The 16230-nt window shown below is 69.2% G+C and carries 13 protein-coding genes and 1 pseudogene; 7 read left to right on the top strand and 7 right to left on the bottom strand.

Features of this window, described 5'->3' with window-relative positions; all coding sequences use genetic code 11:
• On the bottom strand, positions 1–1246 hold a 1246-nt coding region (locus SSP08S_RS55775; protein ID WP_019070344.1), incomplete at its 3' end, for a serine/threonine-protein kinase.
• Between the two features lie 353 nt (positions 1247–1599).
• Here SSP08S_RS55775 and SSP08S_RS24845 point away from each other — a divergent pair.
• The 4 genes from SSP08S_RS24845 (at position 1600) to SSP08S_RS24860 (ending at position 6987) form a co-directional block, all read left to right on the top strand.
• Positions 1600–2955 carry an aspartate aminotransferase family protein gene (locus SSP08S_RS24845; RefSeq protein ID WP_019070345.1) on the top strand — a complete coding sequence of 452 codons (1356 nt, stop codon included), beginning with the start codon at positions 1600–1602 and terminating at the stop codon, positions 2953–2955.
• 131 nt (positions 2956–3086) lie between these two features.
• Positions 3087–3788, top strand: coding sequence for a GntR family transcriptional regulator (locus SSP08S_RS24850; protein ID WP_026178803.1), 702 nt, complete (start codon positions 3087–3089; stop codon positions 3786–3788).
• A gap of 26 nt (positions 3789–3814) precedes the next feature.
• Positions 3815–6247, top strand: a complete 2433-nt coding sequence (locus SSP08S_RS24855; RefSeq protein ID WP_019070347.1) for a dolichyl-phosphate beta-glucosyltransferase — start codon at positions 3815–3817, stop codon at positions 6245–6247.
• 89 nt (positions 6248–6336) lie between these two features.
• Positions 6337–6987: a putative DNA-mimic protein gene (locus SSP08S_RS24860; protein WP_019070348.1), complete on the top strand. Its 651-nt coding sequence runs from the start codon at positions 6337–6339 to the stop codon at positions 6985–6987.
• Here SSP08S_RS24860 and SSP08S_RS24865 read toward each other — a convergent pair.
• Positions 6984–7856 (bottom strand): helix-turn-helix transcriptional regulator, encoded by an 873-nt coding sequence (locus tag SSP08S_RS24865; protein ID WP_019070349.1) that lies wholly within the window; start codon positions 7854–7856, stop codon positions 6984–6986. The genes SSP08S_RS24860 and SSP08S_RS24865 overlap by 4 nt on opposite strands.
• A 131-nt stretch (positions 7857–7987) precedes the next feature.
• On the opposite strand from SSP08S_RS24865, the gene SSP08S_RS24870 reads away from it, so the two are divergent.
• Positions 7988–8203 carry a tautomerase family protein gene (locus SSP08S_RS24870; RefSeq protein WP_019070350.1) on the top strand — a complete coding sequence of 72 codons (216 nt, stop codon included), beginning with the start codon at positions 7988–7990 and terminating at the stop codon, positions 8201–8203.
• Positions 8204–8207: 4 nt separating this feature from the next.
• On the opposite strand, the gene SSP08S_RS24875 is transcribed toward SSP08S_RS24870, so the two are convergent.
• Together SSP08S_RS24875 and SSP08S_RS24880 are read right to left on the bottom strand one after the other, a co-directional pair.
• Positions 8208–8498 carry a hypothetical protein gene (locus SSP08S_RS24875; protein WP_019070351.1) on the bottom strand — a complete coding sequence of 97 codons (291 nt, stop codon included), beginning with the start codon at positions 8496–8498 and terminating at the stop codon, positions 8208–8210.
• A gap of 323 nt (positions 8499–8821) precedes the next feature.
• Positions 8822–9139, bottom strand: a complete 318-nt coding sequence (locus SSP08S_RS24880; protein WP_043259672.1) for a hypothetical protein — start codon at positions 9137–9139, stop codon at positions 8822–8824.
• Positions 9140–9316: 177 nt separating this feature from the next.
• On the opposite strand from SSP08S_RS24880, the pseudogene SSP08S_RS55780 reads away from it, so the two are divergent.
• Both SSP08S_RS55780 and SSP08S_RS24900 read left to right on the top strand, forming a co-directional pair.
• Positions 9317–10058 (top strand): annotated as a pseudogene (locus tag SSP08S_RS55780) (DUF5753 domain-containing protein).
• A complete protein-coding gene (locus tag SSP08S_RS24900; protein ID WP_019070354.1) occupies positions 10055–10231 on the top strand; it encodes a DUF397 domain-containing protein in 177 nt (58 codons plus the stop codon). Before SSP08S_RS55780 ends, SSP08S_RS24900 begins: the two are co-directional and overlap by 4 nt.
• Before the next feature lies 1 nt (position 10232).
• Here the strand turns inward: SSP08S_RS24900 and SSP08S_RS24905 are convergent, their stop codons facing one another.
• The 3 genes from SSP08S_RS24905 to SSP08S_RS24915 all read right to left on the bottom strand — a co-directional run bounded on the left by SSP08S_RS24905 (position 10233) and on the right by SSP08S_RS24915 (position 16056).
• Entirely contained in the window at positions 10233–10523 is a 291-nt protein-coding gene (locus SSP08S_RS24905) for a hypothetical protein (RefSeq protein WP_063739179.1), read from the bottom strand.
• 14 nt (positions 10524–10537) lie between these two features.
• Positions 10538–13951 (bottom strand): DNRLRE domain-containing protein, encoded by a 3414-nt coding sequence (locus SSP08S_RS55785; protein WP_026178806.1) that lies wholly within the window; start codon positions 13949–13951, stop codon positions 10538–10540.
• Between the two features lie 284 nt (positions 13952–14235).
• On the bottom strand, positions 14236–16056 hold the full coding sequence (locus tag SSP08S_RS24915; protein WP_019070356.1) for a bifunctional metallophosphatase/5'-nucleotidase: 1821 nt from the start codon (positions 16054–16056) through the stop codon (positions 14236–14238).
• Positions 16057–16230: the final 174 nt, after the last annotated feature.

A 16230-nucleotide genomic window follows, 5' to 3' on the forward strand; every position in this document is an offset into this window, starting at 1 on the left:
AGGCCGGGGAGTGTTCGGGGGAGGCTTCGGGGACGGCGGGATGTTCTACGGCGACGGGGGCGGGCTTCGCAGACGCGGGTGCGGGGGATGCGGAGGCGGGGGCGGGCTCCGCGGACGCGGGTGCGGGGGATGCAGACGCAGGAGGTGCGGACGCGGGTCCAGGAGGTACGGACGCAGGGGCGGGGGATGCAGGTGCGGTGGGTGTGGGAGGTGCGTCAGGCGTGGCCCCCTGAGCCGCCTCCAGAGCCAGGGGCTCGGAAGCCCGAGCCTGAAGGGCCCGCACCACCGGAGCGCTCCCCTTCTCCAACTGGACCCGCTCCGCCGTCTGCGGATCCTCCGTGTCGAGCAACCGCACCGCGTGGCGCCCGAGTTGGGCGACCAGGCCGCTCGGCAGCCAGGGTTCGCGGGAACGGCCACCGGAGACCGTGTCCTCCGCGCCCGTACGGTCGAGGATGTGGTCCAGGGTGGGCCGGGTGGCCGGGTCCTTGCGCAGGCAGTCGCGGACCAGTTCGGCGATGCCCTCGGGGACGCCCGTCAGGTCGGGTTCCTCCTGGGCGATGCGGAACATCAGCGCGTGGACACCGCTGCTCGCGCTGCCGAAGGGGAGGGTGCCGGTCGCGGCGTAGGCGAGGACGGAACCGAGGCAGAAGACGTCGCACGCGGGGGTGATGCGGTCGCCCCGCACCTGTTCCGGCGCCATGAATCCGGGCGAGCCGACGAGTGAGCCGGTGCGGGTGAGCCCGTCGCCGGCCTCGGTCTCCAGGGCGCGCGCTATGCCGAAGTCGATGACGCGGGGGCCGTCGATGGTGACCAGCACGTTGGACGGTTTGAGGTCGCGGTGGACGATGCCGGCGGCGTGGATGTCCTGGAGCGCGTGCGCGAGCCCGGCCGCGAGGATGCGTACCGAACGCTCGGGCAGTGCACCGTGGTCGCGGCCGACCACCTGTTGCAGGGTGGGCCCGGCGACATACCCGGTGGCCACCCACGGCACCGCGGCCTCGGTGTCGGCGTCCAGGACGGGCGCGGTCCAGTGCCCGCCGACCTGCCGCGCGGCCTGCACCTCCTGCCGGAACCGGGCGCGGAACTCCTCCTGCGCGGCCAGGTCCTCCCGCACCAGCTTGACGGCGACCGTACGCCCCCGGTCCGACCGGGCCAGGTACACCTGCCCCATCCCCCCGGCCCCGAGCCGGCCCAACAGCCGATACGCCCCGATCCGCTGCGGATCGGCCGCCCCCAGTTTCTCCACGACCGCGCCGCCTCCCCTGAAATCCCCGGTCACGCCCCGTTCGAGCCCCTGTGCTCCGCGACAGACCGAGAATAGTGCGGGGAATCGACGAGACGGCCGGAGCGGTGTCTACGGTTCCGTAACGGGAGACCGGCCCGGCCGTGCACCGCGCGCCCCGCACCACCCCTCTTCAAAAGGCTGGGGTGATTTCTAACTGGTCACAGGGGCTGACAGTGGTTAGTTTCACGTACACACTCCAGCAGACCCCCACCCCGCACCGGGCACCCACCCTGGACAACCTGTCGCGGAAAGCCGCCGACCGCAGACAGGACGCCGATACCTTTTCCGCATCGCGGACATTTACGCTCGCCGCCATGACCCCTCAGCCCAACCCCCAGGCCGGCGCCGCCGTGAAGGCCGCGGACCGTGCGCATGTGTTCCACTCCTGGTCCGCGCAGGAGCTCATCGACCCGCTCGCCGTGGCCGGCGCGGAGGGGTCGTACTTCTGGGACTACGACGGCAGGCGCTACCTGGACTTCACCAGTGGGCTCGTCTACACGAACATCGGCTACCAGCACCCGAAGGTCGTCGCCGCGATCCAGGAGCAGGCCGCGACCCTCACCACCTTCGCGCCCGCCTTCGCGATCGAGGCCCGGTCGGAGGCGGCCCGGCTGATCGCCGAGCGGACGCCGGGGGATCTGGACAAGATCTTCTTCACCAATGGCGGGGCCGACGCCATTGAGCACGCCGTGCGCATGGCCCGGCTGCACACCGGGCGGGCGAAGGTGCTGTCGGCGTACCGCTCGTACCACGGTGGTACGCAGCAGGCGATCAACCTCACCGGGGATCCGCGGCGTTGGGCCAGCGACGGTGCCGCCGCCGGGGTCGTGCACTTCTGGGCGCCCTTCCTGTACCGGTCCCGTTTCTATGCCGAGACCGAGGCGCAGGAGTGCGAGCGCGCGCTCGAACACCTGGAGACGACGATCGCCTTCGAGGGGCCCGCCACGATCGCCGCGATCGTGCTGGAGACCGTGCCGGGGACGGCCGGGATCATGGTGCCGCCGCCGGGCTATCTCGCCGGGGTGCGGGAGATCTGCGACAAGTACGGGATCGTGTTCGTCCTCGACGAGGTGATGGCCGGGTTCGGGCGCACCGGTGAGTGGTTCGCGGCCGACCTGTTCGACGTCGTACCGGACCTGATGACCTTCGCCAAGGGTGTGAACAGCGGATACGTGCCGCTCGGCGGGGTGGCCATCTCCGGCGCGATCGCGGACACCTTCGGCAAGCGGGCCTACCCGGGCGGCCTGACGTACTCCGGGCACCCGCTGGCCTGTGCCGCGGCCGTCGCGACGATCAACGTCATGGCCGAGGAAGGTGTCGTGGAGAACGCGAAGCACCTCGGTACGGCGGTCGTCGAGCCCGCGCTGCGGGCGCTGGCCGAGCGGCACCCGAGCGTCGGGGAGGTGCGCGGGGTCGGCATGTTCTGGGCGCTCGATCTGGTGAAGGACCGGGAGACGCGCGAGCCGCTGGTGCCGTACAACGCGGCCGGTGAGGCCAACGCGGCGATGGCCGCCTTCGGGGCCGCCGCGAAGCAGCAGGGGCTGTGGCCCTTCATCAACATGAACCGCACCCACGTCGTCCCGCCGCTCAACGTGACCGAGGCCGAACTGAAGGAAGGCCTCGCCGCCCTGGACACGGCGCTCTCCGTGGCCGACGAATTCACCTCGTAGTACCCGGAATGGGCGGGTCCGTCTCCCTGGTGCCCGGATACGGGCAGGGCGGGAACCCGAACGCGTAAGGTGACGTGCTCGTAGACATATACGAGTACGCCATCGAACGCGACGAGGGAGACGCTCCGACGATGCCCGGAAGCAGCGGCAACGGCGCCGTGACCCGCAGCACCCTGCGGCAGCAGATCGCCGACGCGCTTCGCGACGAGGTCCTGGCCGGCCGGCTCCAGCCCGGCCAGGAGTTCACGGTCAAGGAGATCGCCGAGCAGTACGGCGTCTCCGCGACCCCGGTCCGGGAAGCGCTCGTCGATCTCTCCGCGCAGGGACTCCTGGAGGCCGACCAGCACCGCGGCTTCCGCGTCCACGAGTACTCGGTGGCCGACCACCGCGGGATGATCGAGGCCCGCGCCCTGGTCACCGAGGGCATGTTCCTGGCGCTGGCCGGCGGCCACCCCGTCTTCGACCGCACCGACGACCCGCGCACGGTCGCCGCGCTCGCCGGGGTCCGCCGCCGCGGCGAGGAGGCGCAGCGCGCCGCCGAGGCCGGTGACCTCACCGTGCTGATCGGCTACGACCTGCGGTACTGGCGCGAGCTGAGCACCATGTTCGGCAACCCCTACCTCGGCGACTTCCTGCACCGGCTGCGCGTCCAGTCCTGGGTGTGCACGGTGCAGCATCTGCGCCGACTGACCGATCTGCGCGGGCAGTTGTGGGCCGAGCACACCGAACTCGTCGACGCCCTGGCGCGCCGCGACACCCCGGCCGCGCGCGCGATCGTCCTGGCGTACAACAAGCACTCCCTCGACCTCATCGAGCGGCTGGCCGCCCGGTGACCGGACCGGAAAGGGCCGCTCCGGCCGTGGACCCCAGTGTCGTCGTCGTGGACCTCAGTGTCGTCGTGCCCGCCTACAACGAGGAACAGCGGCTCGGGCCGACGCTCGACGCGATCACCACGTATCTGCGCGACAACGAGGGCCGCTTCGGCGACTGGGAGATCGTCGTCGCCGACGACGGCTCCGACGACGGGACGAGGGAGGTCGTCACCTCCCGCTCTCTGGACAATCCCCGTGTGCAGTTGGTCACCAGCCCCCGCAACCGCGGCAAGGGCCACGCCCTGCGCCTCGGGGTCGCCGCCTCGCGCGGACGCCGGGTCCTGGTCACGGACGCCGATCTGGCCGCGCCCATCGAGGAGTTGGAGAAACTCGACAAGGAGCTGAGCGAGGGCCGAGCGGCGGCGATCGGCTCCCGGGCCGCGCCGGGCGCGACCATCGAGAGCCACCAGCACCCGGTCCGCGAACTCCTGGGCCGTGCCGGCAACTTCCTCATACGGCAGGCCGCGGTCCCCGGCATACGCGACACCCAGTGCGGCTTCAAGCTCTTCGACGGCGACCGCGCCCGCGAGGCCTTCGCCGCCTCCCGCATCAACGGCTGGGGCATCGACGTGGAGGTCCTCCAGCACTTCCGCCGCGCCGACTGGGACGTCGCCGAGGTCCCGGTGCGCTGGGCCCACCAGTCCGGTTCGAAGGTACGGCCCCTGGACTACGCCCGGGTCCTCACCGAACTCGCCCGCCTCCGCGCCCGCTCCCTGCGCCCGGTCGACGTCCTGGTCCCCCTCCTCTTCCTCCTCATGTCGGTCGCCCTCTACTCGGGCCGCTTCTTCGACCCGAACCACCGCTACCTGGAGGACTCGCTCCAGGACCAGAACCAGTGGGAGTGGTTCTTCGCGGTCACGGCCGACAACGTGGCCCACCTCCACAACCCGTTCTTCTCCAACCTCCAGGGCTTCCCCGACGGCGTGAACCTCATGGCCAACACGGTCATGCTCGGCCTGTCGGTCCCCTTCGCGCCGCTCACCCTGCTGGCCGGCCCCGCGGTCTCCCTCAGCGTCTGCATGGCGCTCGGCCTCGCGGCCACGGCCGCCGCCTGGTACTGGCTGATCGTGAAGCGCGTCGTACGGCAACGGGCCGCGGCCTTCGTCGGCGCCTCGCTCGCGGCCTTCGCCCCGCCGATGGTCAGCCACGCCAACGCGCACCCCAACTTCGTCATCCTCTTCATGATCCCGCTGATCGTCGACCGAGCCCTGCGCCTGTGCGCGGGCACCCGCGTGCTCCGCGACGGCGTCGTGCTCGGCCTGATGGCGGCCTACCAGATCTTCCTCGGCGAGGAGCCGCTGCTCCTGGCGTCGATCGGCATGGTCCTGTTCGCCGCGTCCTACGGCGTCCTCAACAGGGATGTCGTCCGGGCGTCCTGGCGCCCGCTCCTCAAGGGCCTGGGGATCGCGGCGCTGGTCTGCGCCCCGATCATCCTGATCCCCCTCTGGTATCAGTTCGTCGGTCCACAGAGCTACAAGAGCGTCCTGCACGGCGACAACGCGGGCAACAGCCCCCTCGCGCTCCTCTCCTTCGCCGAACGCTCCCTGATGGCGGGCGACGAGATCCGCGCCAACTCCCTCTCCCTCAACCCCACCGAGCAGAACGCCTTCTACGGCTGGCCGCTGGTCGCCCTCGCCTTCGCGATCGTCGTACGGCTGTGGGAACACGCGCTCGTCAAGGCGCTCGCCTTCACGGCGATCGCGGCGGCGGTCCTCTCCATGGGCCCCAAGATCCGCATCCCGCTCACGGACACGATCTACCCCGGCCCCTGGGCCCTGCTCGCCCACAAGCCGCTCTTCGAGTCGGTGATCGAGGGCCGGGTGGCGATGATCTGCGCACCCGCGCTGGGCATGCTGGTCGCGCTCGCGGTCGAACGGCTGGCGGCGACACGGGAGTTGGGCACGCAGTACGTGGGCCTGCTCGCCGTATGCCTGGCGCTGCTCCCGCTCGTCCCCGCACCGCTGAAGGCCGTAGACCGGGCCGCGGTACCGGCCTTCTTCACGGACGGCACCTACAAGTCGTACGTCCGCGCCGGCGAATCCCTGGTCCCGATCCCGCTCGCGGACCCCGGCGCGGCGGAGGCGCTGCACTGGCAGACGGCCGCCCACCTCGGCTTCAAGATGCCGGGCGGCTACTTCAACGGCCCCTACGGCGCCGACCGCATCGGCATCTACGGCGCCTCGCCGCGCTACACCTCGAACATGCTGCGGGACGTGCGCTACACCGGCGTCATCCCCACGATCGGCAAGAACTGGCAGGCGCAGGCCAAGGCGGACTTCGCGTACTGGCACGCGGGCGCCCTGGTGATCGCGCCGCAGCCCAACGACGACAAGCTGCGCACAGCTGTGGAAAAGCTGGTCGGCAAACCCGGTAAGTGGGTGGACGGCGTGTGGGTATGGGACCTGCACGAGGGGAGCTGACCCGGGCCGCACCGACTACTCTTCCCCCTACTCTTGCCTGACCACCATGCGAACACCACGCTGCGCAGCGAGTAACCGAGGAGCCCCTTTTGGCCTGTGACCTGTGGCTGGTCCCGCTCGTCGACGTGTTGTGCCACACCCCCGACAATCCGTTCGCCGACGAACTCGCGCTCTACAACTCGCTGCTGGCCGAGGCCGGGCTCCCTCCGGTGCCGGTGTACCAGTACATGCCGGGACTGTCCGGGGAGGTCGCCCCGGTCGCGGGCTTCGACTACGACGCGCTGCACTTCCTGCGCCGGGCCTACCTCCTCCAGGTCTGCGGTCTCCCGGTGACGCCGGTGGACGACCTGGGCGGCGACTACGAGCAGCTTTTGGAGATGTTCGAGACCACGGCCCAGCAGTCCCACCTGGTCTGGCACTACGACCACGCGGGCGCCTACGTCCCGGTCGACTTCCCGCACCCCCTCGCGAACGACGAACTCCTCGCGGGCGGCGGCCCGTTGGGCTCGTCCCAAACCCTCCTGCGCGAGCTGGAGTTCGTGGCCCCGACGATCGGCATCGACGCCGCGAACCCGCCCACGCCGCCGCAACCCCCCGCCGCTCCCACGGAGTTGGAGGAACCGGCCGTCGCCGCGCCCTACGATCCCAGCCCGTTCGCGCGCGAGCGTCACGTGTGGCTCGGGCTGCACGCGGCGGCGACGCGCAGCCTGGCCCAGGGCTCGATGATCGTGTTCAGCTAGCGACGCGTGCCGGGGGTGTCCTCGGTGGCGGCCATGTCCTGCGTGCCGATGACGCCGAGCAGTTCGAGCTGGGCGGCGCCCTCGGTACCGGGCGGGGCCGTGAACCACAGGAGGCGCTGGCGGCCGTCCTCGCTGAACAGACTGTGGCAGTCCAGTTCGATGATCCCCAGCGTGGGATGCACGATGCGCTTGTGATCGGTGCGGCGCAGGCCGACGTCATGGGTGTCCCACAGGGCGGCGAACTCCGCGCTGCGCCGCCGCAGCGCGGCCGTCATCCCGGCGACCTCACTGTCGCGGCTGCGGCGGGCGGCCACCGCCTGCAGGTCGGCGACGAAGACCCGTGAGTGGTGCGGATGGTCCTCGGGCGGGTAAAGGGCGCGGGCGGCGGGATCGGTGAACCAGCGGTACGCGAAGCCGGTGGCGGGCCCGCGCGGTTCCGGCGCCCGCCCGAGCAGGGCGGCGGCCAGTTCATTCTGTACGAGGGTCTCGTGCAGGTCGGTGATGACCTGGGCCGGGGTGGTGGCCAGCCGGTCCAGCAGCCCGAGCAGGGCGGGCTGTACGTGCCGCGCGCCCGTGCCACGCGCCGACTCGGGCAGCGGCCTGTCGGCGAGGTGGAACAGGTGGTCGCGCTGGTCGCCGCCCAGCCGTAGCGCACGGGCCAGGGCGTTCAGTGTCTGGGCCGAGGGCTGGGCGCCGCGTCCGCGCTCCAGCTCGGTGTAGTAGTCGGCGGACAGGCCCGCCAGTTGCGCGACCTCCTCGCGCCGCAGACCGGGCACCCGGCGCCGGGGCCCGACGGACAGACCGACGTCGGCCGGCCGGACCCGGTTGCGCCGGGACTTGAGGAACGCCGCGAGTTCGGGAAGGTTCACCCGCTCATCGTCGCCTCTCCGCCGGGGTCGGAGCCAGGGGTCGCCAACCCCTGGGTGGGCTCAGCCCTGGCCCGGCGGACGCCGGGGACGGACAGTTGCCGCACACCGACAGCGCTACGAAAGAGAGCACCATGCCGTTCGCGAACTTCAAGGTCCCCGCCGGCGCCCTCACCGCCGAGCAGAAGGAACAGATCATCACGCGCACCACGGACCTGTACGCCGAGATCTTCGGCGACGGCGCACGGGCCACCACGCTCGTCCTGGTGGAAGAGGTCGCCGACGCCGGATGGGGCATCGGCGGCGGTGTCCTGACCCTCGCCAAGATCCAGGGGACACCGCAGGAGTGAGGGCCTAGCGGATCTTGCCGAGACCCGTCTGGACGTCCTCCGCGTTCATCACCGGGGTCCAGGTCAGCTCCGCACCCAGGTTGAGGAAGAACGGCTCACTGATCGACGGAATGTCGGAGGGGTCCTTCAGGTCGAAGAACAGGAACGCGGTGCGCTTGCCGCCGTCGGCGGTGAAGTAGGCCGCCTCGGGCTTGATCTGCTCCAGGGACTCCTCCATCAGCTTCCCCAGAGTCCCGTTGCGGATGGCCTCGTTCCCCTTCTCCGTGTCCATGGACGCTTTCAGCATCATGCGCATCGCAGTCACCTTCTCCTGGTCGGCGTGCGCGGGCCGGATGACTTCAGGATATGCCCGGACAAAGGGGGCGTCCCGGCGAGAGTGCCCCCTTTCTCGCTCACCTCTGACGCGGCAACCGGATCGTCCGCACGAGCGGCATGTCGGCGTACGCGTCAGGGTCGGCGGTCACTACGTGCCGGATGGGACCGTGCTCGGCGGACCGGCCGGCCCGAGATCCCGCCAGACCTGCTCCGTCCGATCGTGACCCTCGTCGGTGAGCGCCACCGGAAGCGCGTCTCGCAGCACCCCTTGGCCTCGCTGCCGTCTCCCCGTGCGAGCGCAATTCAGGACAGAGCCCGAACCACACCCCCGGAGCGCAGGAGCAGTATGTGGACCAAGTGGTCCGGGGTCGTCGGGCGGCAGCGCCAAGTCAAGCGCCAGGTCTGGCCGTTGAGAGCCGGGACCAGGAAGTAGACCGGGCGGTTGTCCGTCGCTTCCTCTACTACGACGGGACCGGGCGTCCCTCCTGTCATGCGGGCCAGCCTGTCCGCAGGGCCTCTGCCCTCGTCGCCGTCCACCTGTACCGCGTCGAACTGGACCCCTGCCTTACGGAGTTGGATGCCGGTCGCGGGGCTCCATTTCAGGTCACCTTGCGTATCCATGGGGACAGTCTCGGCAGTCACAGCCACCTTCTTCCATAACTCTGCGTCGACCACCGGCAACGGTCGGACAGCAGTGCGGAGTGCTGGTGACCGGTTGAGTTCGGTTGAGTCCGGGGGTGACCGCAATGGCGCGGGCGGAGAACAAGTCGGAGGCGAGCGGCGTAGGGGCTCACACAGGTGGAGTTGGGCAAGACGACCGGCTACACCGGGTCCGCCATCAGCGCGATGGAGACAGGTGCGCAGCCCGCGAGCGAAGATGCTCGCCAAGTTGGAGGAGCAGGTCGGGGGCGGGCTCGGGGTCTTCGAAGAGGCGCGCAAGTGGATGCTGCTGGAGAAGCACCCGACCGCTTCCGTGGGTTCGCGGAGATGGAGGGCGAGGCTGTCTCGCTGTCGTCCTACGAGACGCTGGTCGTCGACGGCCTGTTCCAGACCGAGGCCTCTATGCACGGGCGTTGATCGGTGGCAGTCTCCCGCCAGTGCCCGAGCAGAAGCGCGAGGAATTGGTCGAGGCACCACTTGCCCGCAGGAAGCTCTTCGACCGGGACCCGGCTCCGATGATCGAGCTGATCCTCGAAGAGAGCGAGCTGAGGCGGCCGTTCGGCAGTTGGGAGGTCCAGCGGGAGCAATTGCGCTCGCTCGCCCAGGACGCGCGCACCGGGACAATGTCTGCGTGCAAGTACTGCCGCTGGATCGCGGGTTGCGAGGAACATACGCCGGTGACCGTGGCTCCATGAAGTTGGTGGTGACGAAGGAGCACGAGCACGTCGTCCACATGGAGATCGAGGACCAGGGCATCCTGATCAGCGATCCGCCGGAGGTCTCCCAACTGGCCCACCGCTATGCGAAGATCCGCGCACAGGCTCTGAGCCCCGACGATTCACTGAGCCTCATCGAGCGGTTGGCAGGAGAAGAACGATGAGCGGCACCGACACCTTGCGCTGGTTCAAGTCGAGTTACAGCGGCGGCGGGAACTGCGTCGAGACCGCGGCCCGCTCCCACACCATCCACATCCGCGACTCCAAGAACCCCGACGGCCCACACCTCACCGTCTCCGGCAAAGCGTGGGCCGTGTTTGTCTCAAGTACCGCCTGAGTTACAGGTCTTGGAGAAACCACAGGGTCAAGGCGAGCACCGCGACCCCGCGTACCGCGACCAACGCCAGGTTCACGCCCTTGAGTTTTCCGGCCCGGTGCCACAGGACCCATGTCACCAGCAGTGACAGCACGACCGTGAGGATCAACGTCACGGCGGCGGGGACGGCGTAGAGCACGTTGCGGTGGGCCCACAGCAGGTAGGTCCACCACACAGCGGATGCCCCGCTGAGCACGGACTCGCCCACCAAAAGGGTCCTGCCCTCAGAGGGGGCCAGGATCGGTGTCGTCATCTGCCGTTCTCCTACTAGTAGTTGGGGTAGACGGTGACGACCCACAGGGCCTTCGTCTTCTGCTTCTTCATGGGGTAGTTCTTGCGATTCTTGCCGTGCTGGCTGATGTAGATGTTGCCCTTGGAATCGATTTTGGTGACGACGGCCGTGTGGTCGATGCCCTTGAAGCTCGTGCCGTCCTGGTTGTAGAAGACGATGTCACCGATCTGCACACCGCTCGGGCCCGAATGCCACTTCCACGTCGCCATGGCGGAGATGAACTGTGCCAGGAACGGCGCGCCCGCCCATGTGTACGACTGCGGATGCAGCGGGTGGGTGATCCTGCTCCTGCGCCACCAATAGCCGATGTTCGCCCGCTTGGAGGCCGGACCGTACTTCATCGCCATGCCCCCGCCGCGGTTGAGGGACTTGGAGGCGAAGTTGGTGCAGTCCTCGGAGTACTCGGCGGAGTCGTTCCAGTGCGCCTTCGCGTAGGAGGCGACGCCGCTCCACGAGATGCTGGTCGAGATCTGCTGGGCCTTGAAGGACGCGGCGGTGGCCGTGCTGGTGGTCGTCGTGCTCGTGTCGTCGATCAGGTTGCCGTCCGCGTCGGTGGCCACGGCCGACGGGGCGCCGTCGTCGCTGAGGCCGCTGTTTGCGGACGCCTCGTCGGCGAACTCGGTGAGCGCGTCGTCGCCCGCGCTGACGACGGCCTCGACGGCGTCGGCGTCGGCATGGCCGGTCAGGACCGGCGGGCTTCCGGGGGTGAAGGTGTACAGCCCGGTAGTGGCCTCCGCGGTGTCGGTGGCGTCGGGGTCATCGGTGTCGATGCCCGCGGTCGTGGTGGAGGCGTTGCTGGAGGTCGCCCGAAGCGTGACCGTGCCGTCGGAGTTCGCCATCGCCAGGACGCCGGTCAGGGTGACCGCGGGTGCCTCGGTGTCCATGTCACCGCTGGTGAGCGCGGCCCGGTCGGTCAGCGGCAGGGTCTGCTCGGTGTCCAGGAGGCCGCTGAAGCCGGCGCCGGTGTCGCTCGCGTCGGCGGCCGTCGCCGCGTTGGCGGCATCGCCGGTGAGCAGGGCGTTCTGAGCCTCCAAGTAGTCCTGCAGTACGGCCTGGTAGGCAGCTGTGCCGCCGGTGACCGCGGCCGGGGTGACCGCCGAGGACGTCACAGAGGCGCTGGTGCCGTAGGTGTTGGTGGCCGTCACCGTGAACGTGTACGCGGTGCCGTTGGTCAACCCGGTCAGCACCGCCGAGGTGCCTGTGGTCGTCGCGGTGGTCGTGGTCGCGCTGCTGCCCTTGACCTTGGCCGTGACGGTGTAGGTGATGTCGTCGGCCGTGGTGACGCCGGTGGACGCCGGCGGGCTCCAGGTGACCAGGGCGCCGGCCTCCCCTGCGCGTCCGGTCAGGTCGGTGACAGCCGACGGCGCGGTGCCGCTGGAGGTGTCCGTGCCGTCGTCGGTGTCCGTGTCTGCCACGACGTCGAGAGTGAAACTCTGCTTGGCCGTGTAGGAGGAGCAGACATCACCGGCACAGGCGCGCACCTTCCAGGAGTAGGTATTCCCGTCGGTCAGCAGACCGTCCGGCACCTGAAGGGCGGCCCGGCTGCCGCTGTCGGCGGTCGTGGTGCCCAGCGGCGTGCTGCCGACGACCGCGCCGGAAGCGTCGTACAGCTGGTACTGCGCCACAACGCTCGCCTGGCCGGGCGCGTTCACGACACCCGTGAGCAGTGGGGTGGTCGTCTCGGTCGCACCCGTCTGCAGTCCGGTCGGCACATCCGGGATGTCCAGTGCGCCGGTGTCGACGGTGTACGGCGTCCATGCGGTCCAGGCCGTCGAGTAGTCGGTGCCGTCGTAGGCGCGGGCGCGGATGCGCAAGTGCTTGCCGTCCGGTAGCGGTGTCGAGGTCGGCACGCTGAGGGCGGCCGCCTTGCCTGAGGCGACGTACGCGGTGGACTTGGTCAGTGTGTACGTGGTGTCGGCGTAGTCGGGGTCCGGCTCGATCGCGTACTGAACGCGGACCTTGGCACCGGAGTCGACGTCGGAGGCCTTGGCCGAGAACACCGGGGTGACCGACGTGACGATCTTCTCGCTGCCACTGGTGGTGCTGGGCGAGACGGTCAGCGAACTCGGCGTCTTCGGGTACGAGTTGTACGTCACGGTCAGGTGCGGCTCGGTCGAGCCGTCCCCGGAGACGTAGTTGGCCGAGCGCCAGCGGCGCCAGGTCAGGCTGTCGGTCTCGCTGACGCCCTTGATCTTCAGGCCGTAGTTGGTGGAACCGTCCGCCCAGGCCTGGACGATGTCGTCGATGTCGAAGTTGACGGTGCCGGCCGGGCAGTCGTCCGAGTAGCCCTTGGCGGCCGTGCTGGTGACCGCACCTGTGCTGGTGGAAGTCGGCTCACTGCCCCACGCGATCGTCGAGGAGGACCAGGACGAGGTGATGCGGCGCACCTGGGTGCCCGAGCCCGCAGTCGAGCAGGACGACGACCAGTACGAGTACAGGGCCAGGTTGGTGTCGACGATGTCCGTGCCCACGAAGTCCGAGACGTCGAACTTCAGATAGGAACGGGCGATCGTGTCACCGCCGTTGTACGTGCCCGACTTCAGCTCTGCCGAAGACAGCTGCGAGTCGGGGTAGTTGGTGGCTACCCAGGTGTCGGTGGTCACCGCCAGGGTGCTGGTCGGGTCGACGGTGACCGGGTAGGTCAGGTCCTCGTCGAAGTAGGACGCGTCAGGGGTGAGGACCAGGGTCTGGGTGCCGTCCGCGGCGGTCTCTATCCCGTAGTCCACGGCCGCGACGTGCTTCGACTCGCCGGAGGCCGGGTCCTTGGAGGAGTCCCACATCATCGGCGCCGGGGCCTCGGCGACCAGGTCGCCGTCGTCGTCCTTGAGCAGCAGATGGCCCGTGGACGCCTTGGAGACGGTCAGCCCGTGCAGTGCCAGGGGTATCCGGTAGGAGACGGTGCCGTCGGCCGGGGCGGAGTCGAGTACGACGTTCTCCGAGAAGCCCTGCGGCAGCGCGGTGACGGTCAGCTTCTGGTCGTCGCCCACGTCGTACGAGGCGGTGTCGCCGTCGATGGACGGGGTGGGCAGAGCATCGGGCCAGCTCATCCCGAACGACTTGCCGTCCGCCGACACGGAGGCGAGACGGGTGTCCCCGCCGTCGGAGACTGTGATGTCGGCGGCCGCGGCCTGCGGCTCCAACGCGGCACCGGTGTCGGAGAGTTCGGTGTCGATGGACTCCCAGGTCCCGTCGCTGTCCTGGACCCGGATGGGACCGGCGTAGCTCTCGGTGGTGAGGGTGCCGTCGGGGTTGACGTACGTCGTGGTGTCCGCGGTGCGCTGCGAGGTCAGTTCGACCCGCTCCCCGGTCAACTTGGCCTGCCTGCGGGCGAGTTGGTCCGGCGTCAGAAACGACAGCGCCTTCGCGGCGCCCTCGCTGCCGGTGTCCACCGCAGGGGTGACCTGAAAGGTCTTCGGAGCGGACGGAGTTGAGGTGGCTTCGGCGAATGTGCCTGACCTGAAGGGTGCATCCGTCACAGCCGCCGAGAGCAACAACAGGGACAACCCGGCTGCCGTACGTCGTACGGCAGCCGGGGAAAACCGTCTTCGATATGACATGGACGGAACATAGTTAATGTCCGGTGTGAAGAGGCCGTGAAGTTGATCATTCACAGCAACTCACAGGGACACACAGCCTGTTGCCAGGAAGCGGACCCCTGGAACTCCTGGAATTCCTAGAAGACCGGCGTGCCGGCCTGGGTCAGCTTCCAGTTGGTGGCCGCGAACGTCGACGGGTCGATCGTGCCCTTGGCCGTGGCGTAGGCGATCATCAGGTCGCGGACCTGGTTGGTGGAGCTGTACGCGGACTCCGCGGCGGCGATGTGCGGGTAGCCGCTGCCGCCGTTGGCGCGGTAGTTGTTGACCGCGACGACGAAGACCTGGTCGTCGGGGATCGCGGCGCCGTTGTAGGTGAGGTTCTTGATGCGGGAGCCCTCGGCCGCCGCGATGTCGATCTCGTAGGAGACACCGGCCGCCGTGTCGTACATGTAGTCCCAGAAGCTGTTGGCGTTGGTGAGGGTCGCGGTGTCGACCGCGGTGCCGGCCGGGACCTGGTGGTAGTACTTCGCCGCGTACTCCAGGTAGTCCTTGAGCTGGGCGCCGGTGAGCTTCTTGCCGTAGAGGGTGTTCTCGTAGATGTAGAGGCCGGCGACGTCGCGGATGGTCACGTCGCCCTTGGGGATGTCGGCGGTGCGGCTGAAGCAGGCCGCCACCGAGATCAGCGGGAGCGCGGCGTCCGCCGCCGACAGGCCCGCCTTCACCGTCTCCATCTGGACCTCGTGGATGAAGTCGATGGCGGGGACGTCCTTCCAGCAGGCCTCCGCGGTCGACATGTCCACGGTGCTGGTGCCGATCGCCGTGTTGACGTACTTGACGACCAGGTCGTGGTCGGCGGTGAGGAGTTCGGTGATCTTCGGGTCCTCGGCGACCGTGTTGCTGTTGAGCGTGGTCGCCGTCTTGCCGGTGATCTTCCAGCAGCCGCGCACGAGTTCCAGCTCGAAGTCGAAGACGGACAGGCGGTAGCCGTAGCAGTACGGCTCGGACAGGAGGACGTCCTCGCCGGTCTCGTCGTTCTTGACCGTGTAGGTGGGGACGTCGACGTGGGTGTGGCCGACGAGGATCGCGTCGATGCCGGGGACCTGCTGGGCGACCAGGTTCGACGCGTTCTCCACGTACGGGAGTTCGTCGCCCCACGACGTCGAGCCGTCCAGACCGGAGTGGTCGGTGAGGAAGACGACGTCGCAGCCGAGCGCGCGCAGCCGCGGCACGTACTTCTTCGCCTGCTCGACGAGCCCCGGGAAGACCAGCTTGCCGCTGACGTTGTCCTTGTCCCACAGCGCGATGCCCGGGTTGGTGAGGCCGAGGATGCCGACCTTGATGTCGGGCGCGCCGGGCACCTTGATGCGCTTGACCGTGTAGGGCTCGAAGGCGGGCCTGAGGGTCTTCGCGTCCAGGGCGTTGGCGCCGAGCAGCGGGAAACGACACTGCTTCTCGAAGGCGCGCAGCACGTCCACGCCGTAGTTGAACTCGTGGTTGCCGAGGGCGGCGGCGTCGTAGCGCATCTCGTTCATGGCGACGGCCATGGGGTGCTTGGGGCCGCGCTTGCCGTCCTTGCCCGTGATGGGGTCGACGTTCGCGTAGTAGTACGCGAGGGACGTGCCCTGGATGATGTCGCCCGCGTCGACGAGCAGCACCCGGTCCTCGCCCTTCTCGGCGCGCAGGTTCTTGACCAGGGTGGCGATGCGGGCGATGCCGTAGGTGTTGCCCTTGGAGTCCACCGGGGCGGCGTTGGTGTAGTAGTCCCAGTTGAAGACGTGGCTGTGCAGGTCGGTCGTACCCAGGACGGAGAACGACCAGGTCTTCGGCTTGGGCTTCGGCTTGTGCCGGTCGGCGGCCTCGGCCGGGGTCGCCGCCGCCGTCCCCGCGACGGCCACGACAGCGCCGGTGACGGCGGACTTCTGCACGAACTCACGGCGGTTCATGGGATTGACGGGCATTCAGGGCTCCTGGAAGGGCACAGAGGGCGGGTGGTGCGTGCGGGGCGCGGCGGGCTACCCGCGTAGATGCTGGCCTCCGCCTGTTACCGGCGTAACCACGGACAGCCCAAGGGCCGGTCAAGGTTTCCCAAGACCGGCCCAAGTGCGGCCGTCATGGACGGCTCAACCGCCGTC

Origin of the sequence: Streptomyces hokutonensis, from assembly GCF_000376565.1 — a bacterium.
In the GTDB taxonomy this organism is placed as follows: Bacteria; Actinomycetota; Actinomycetes; order Streptomycetales; family Streptomycetaceae; genus Streptomyces; species Streptomyces hokutonensis.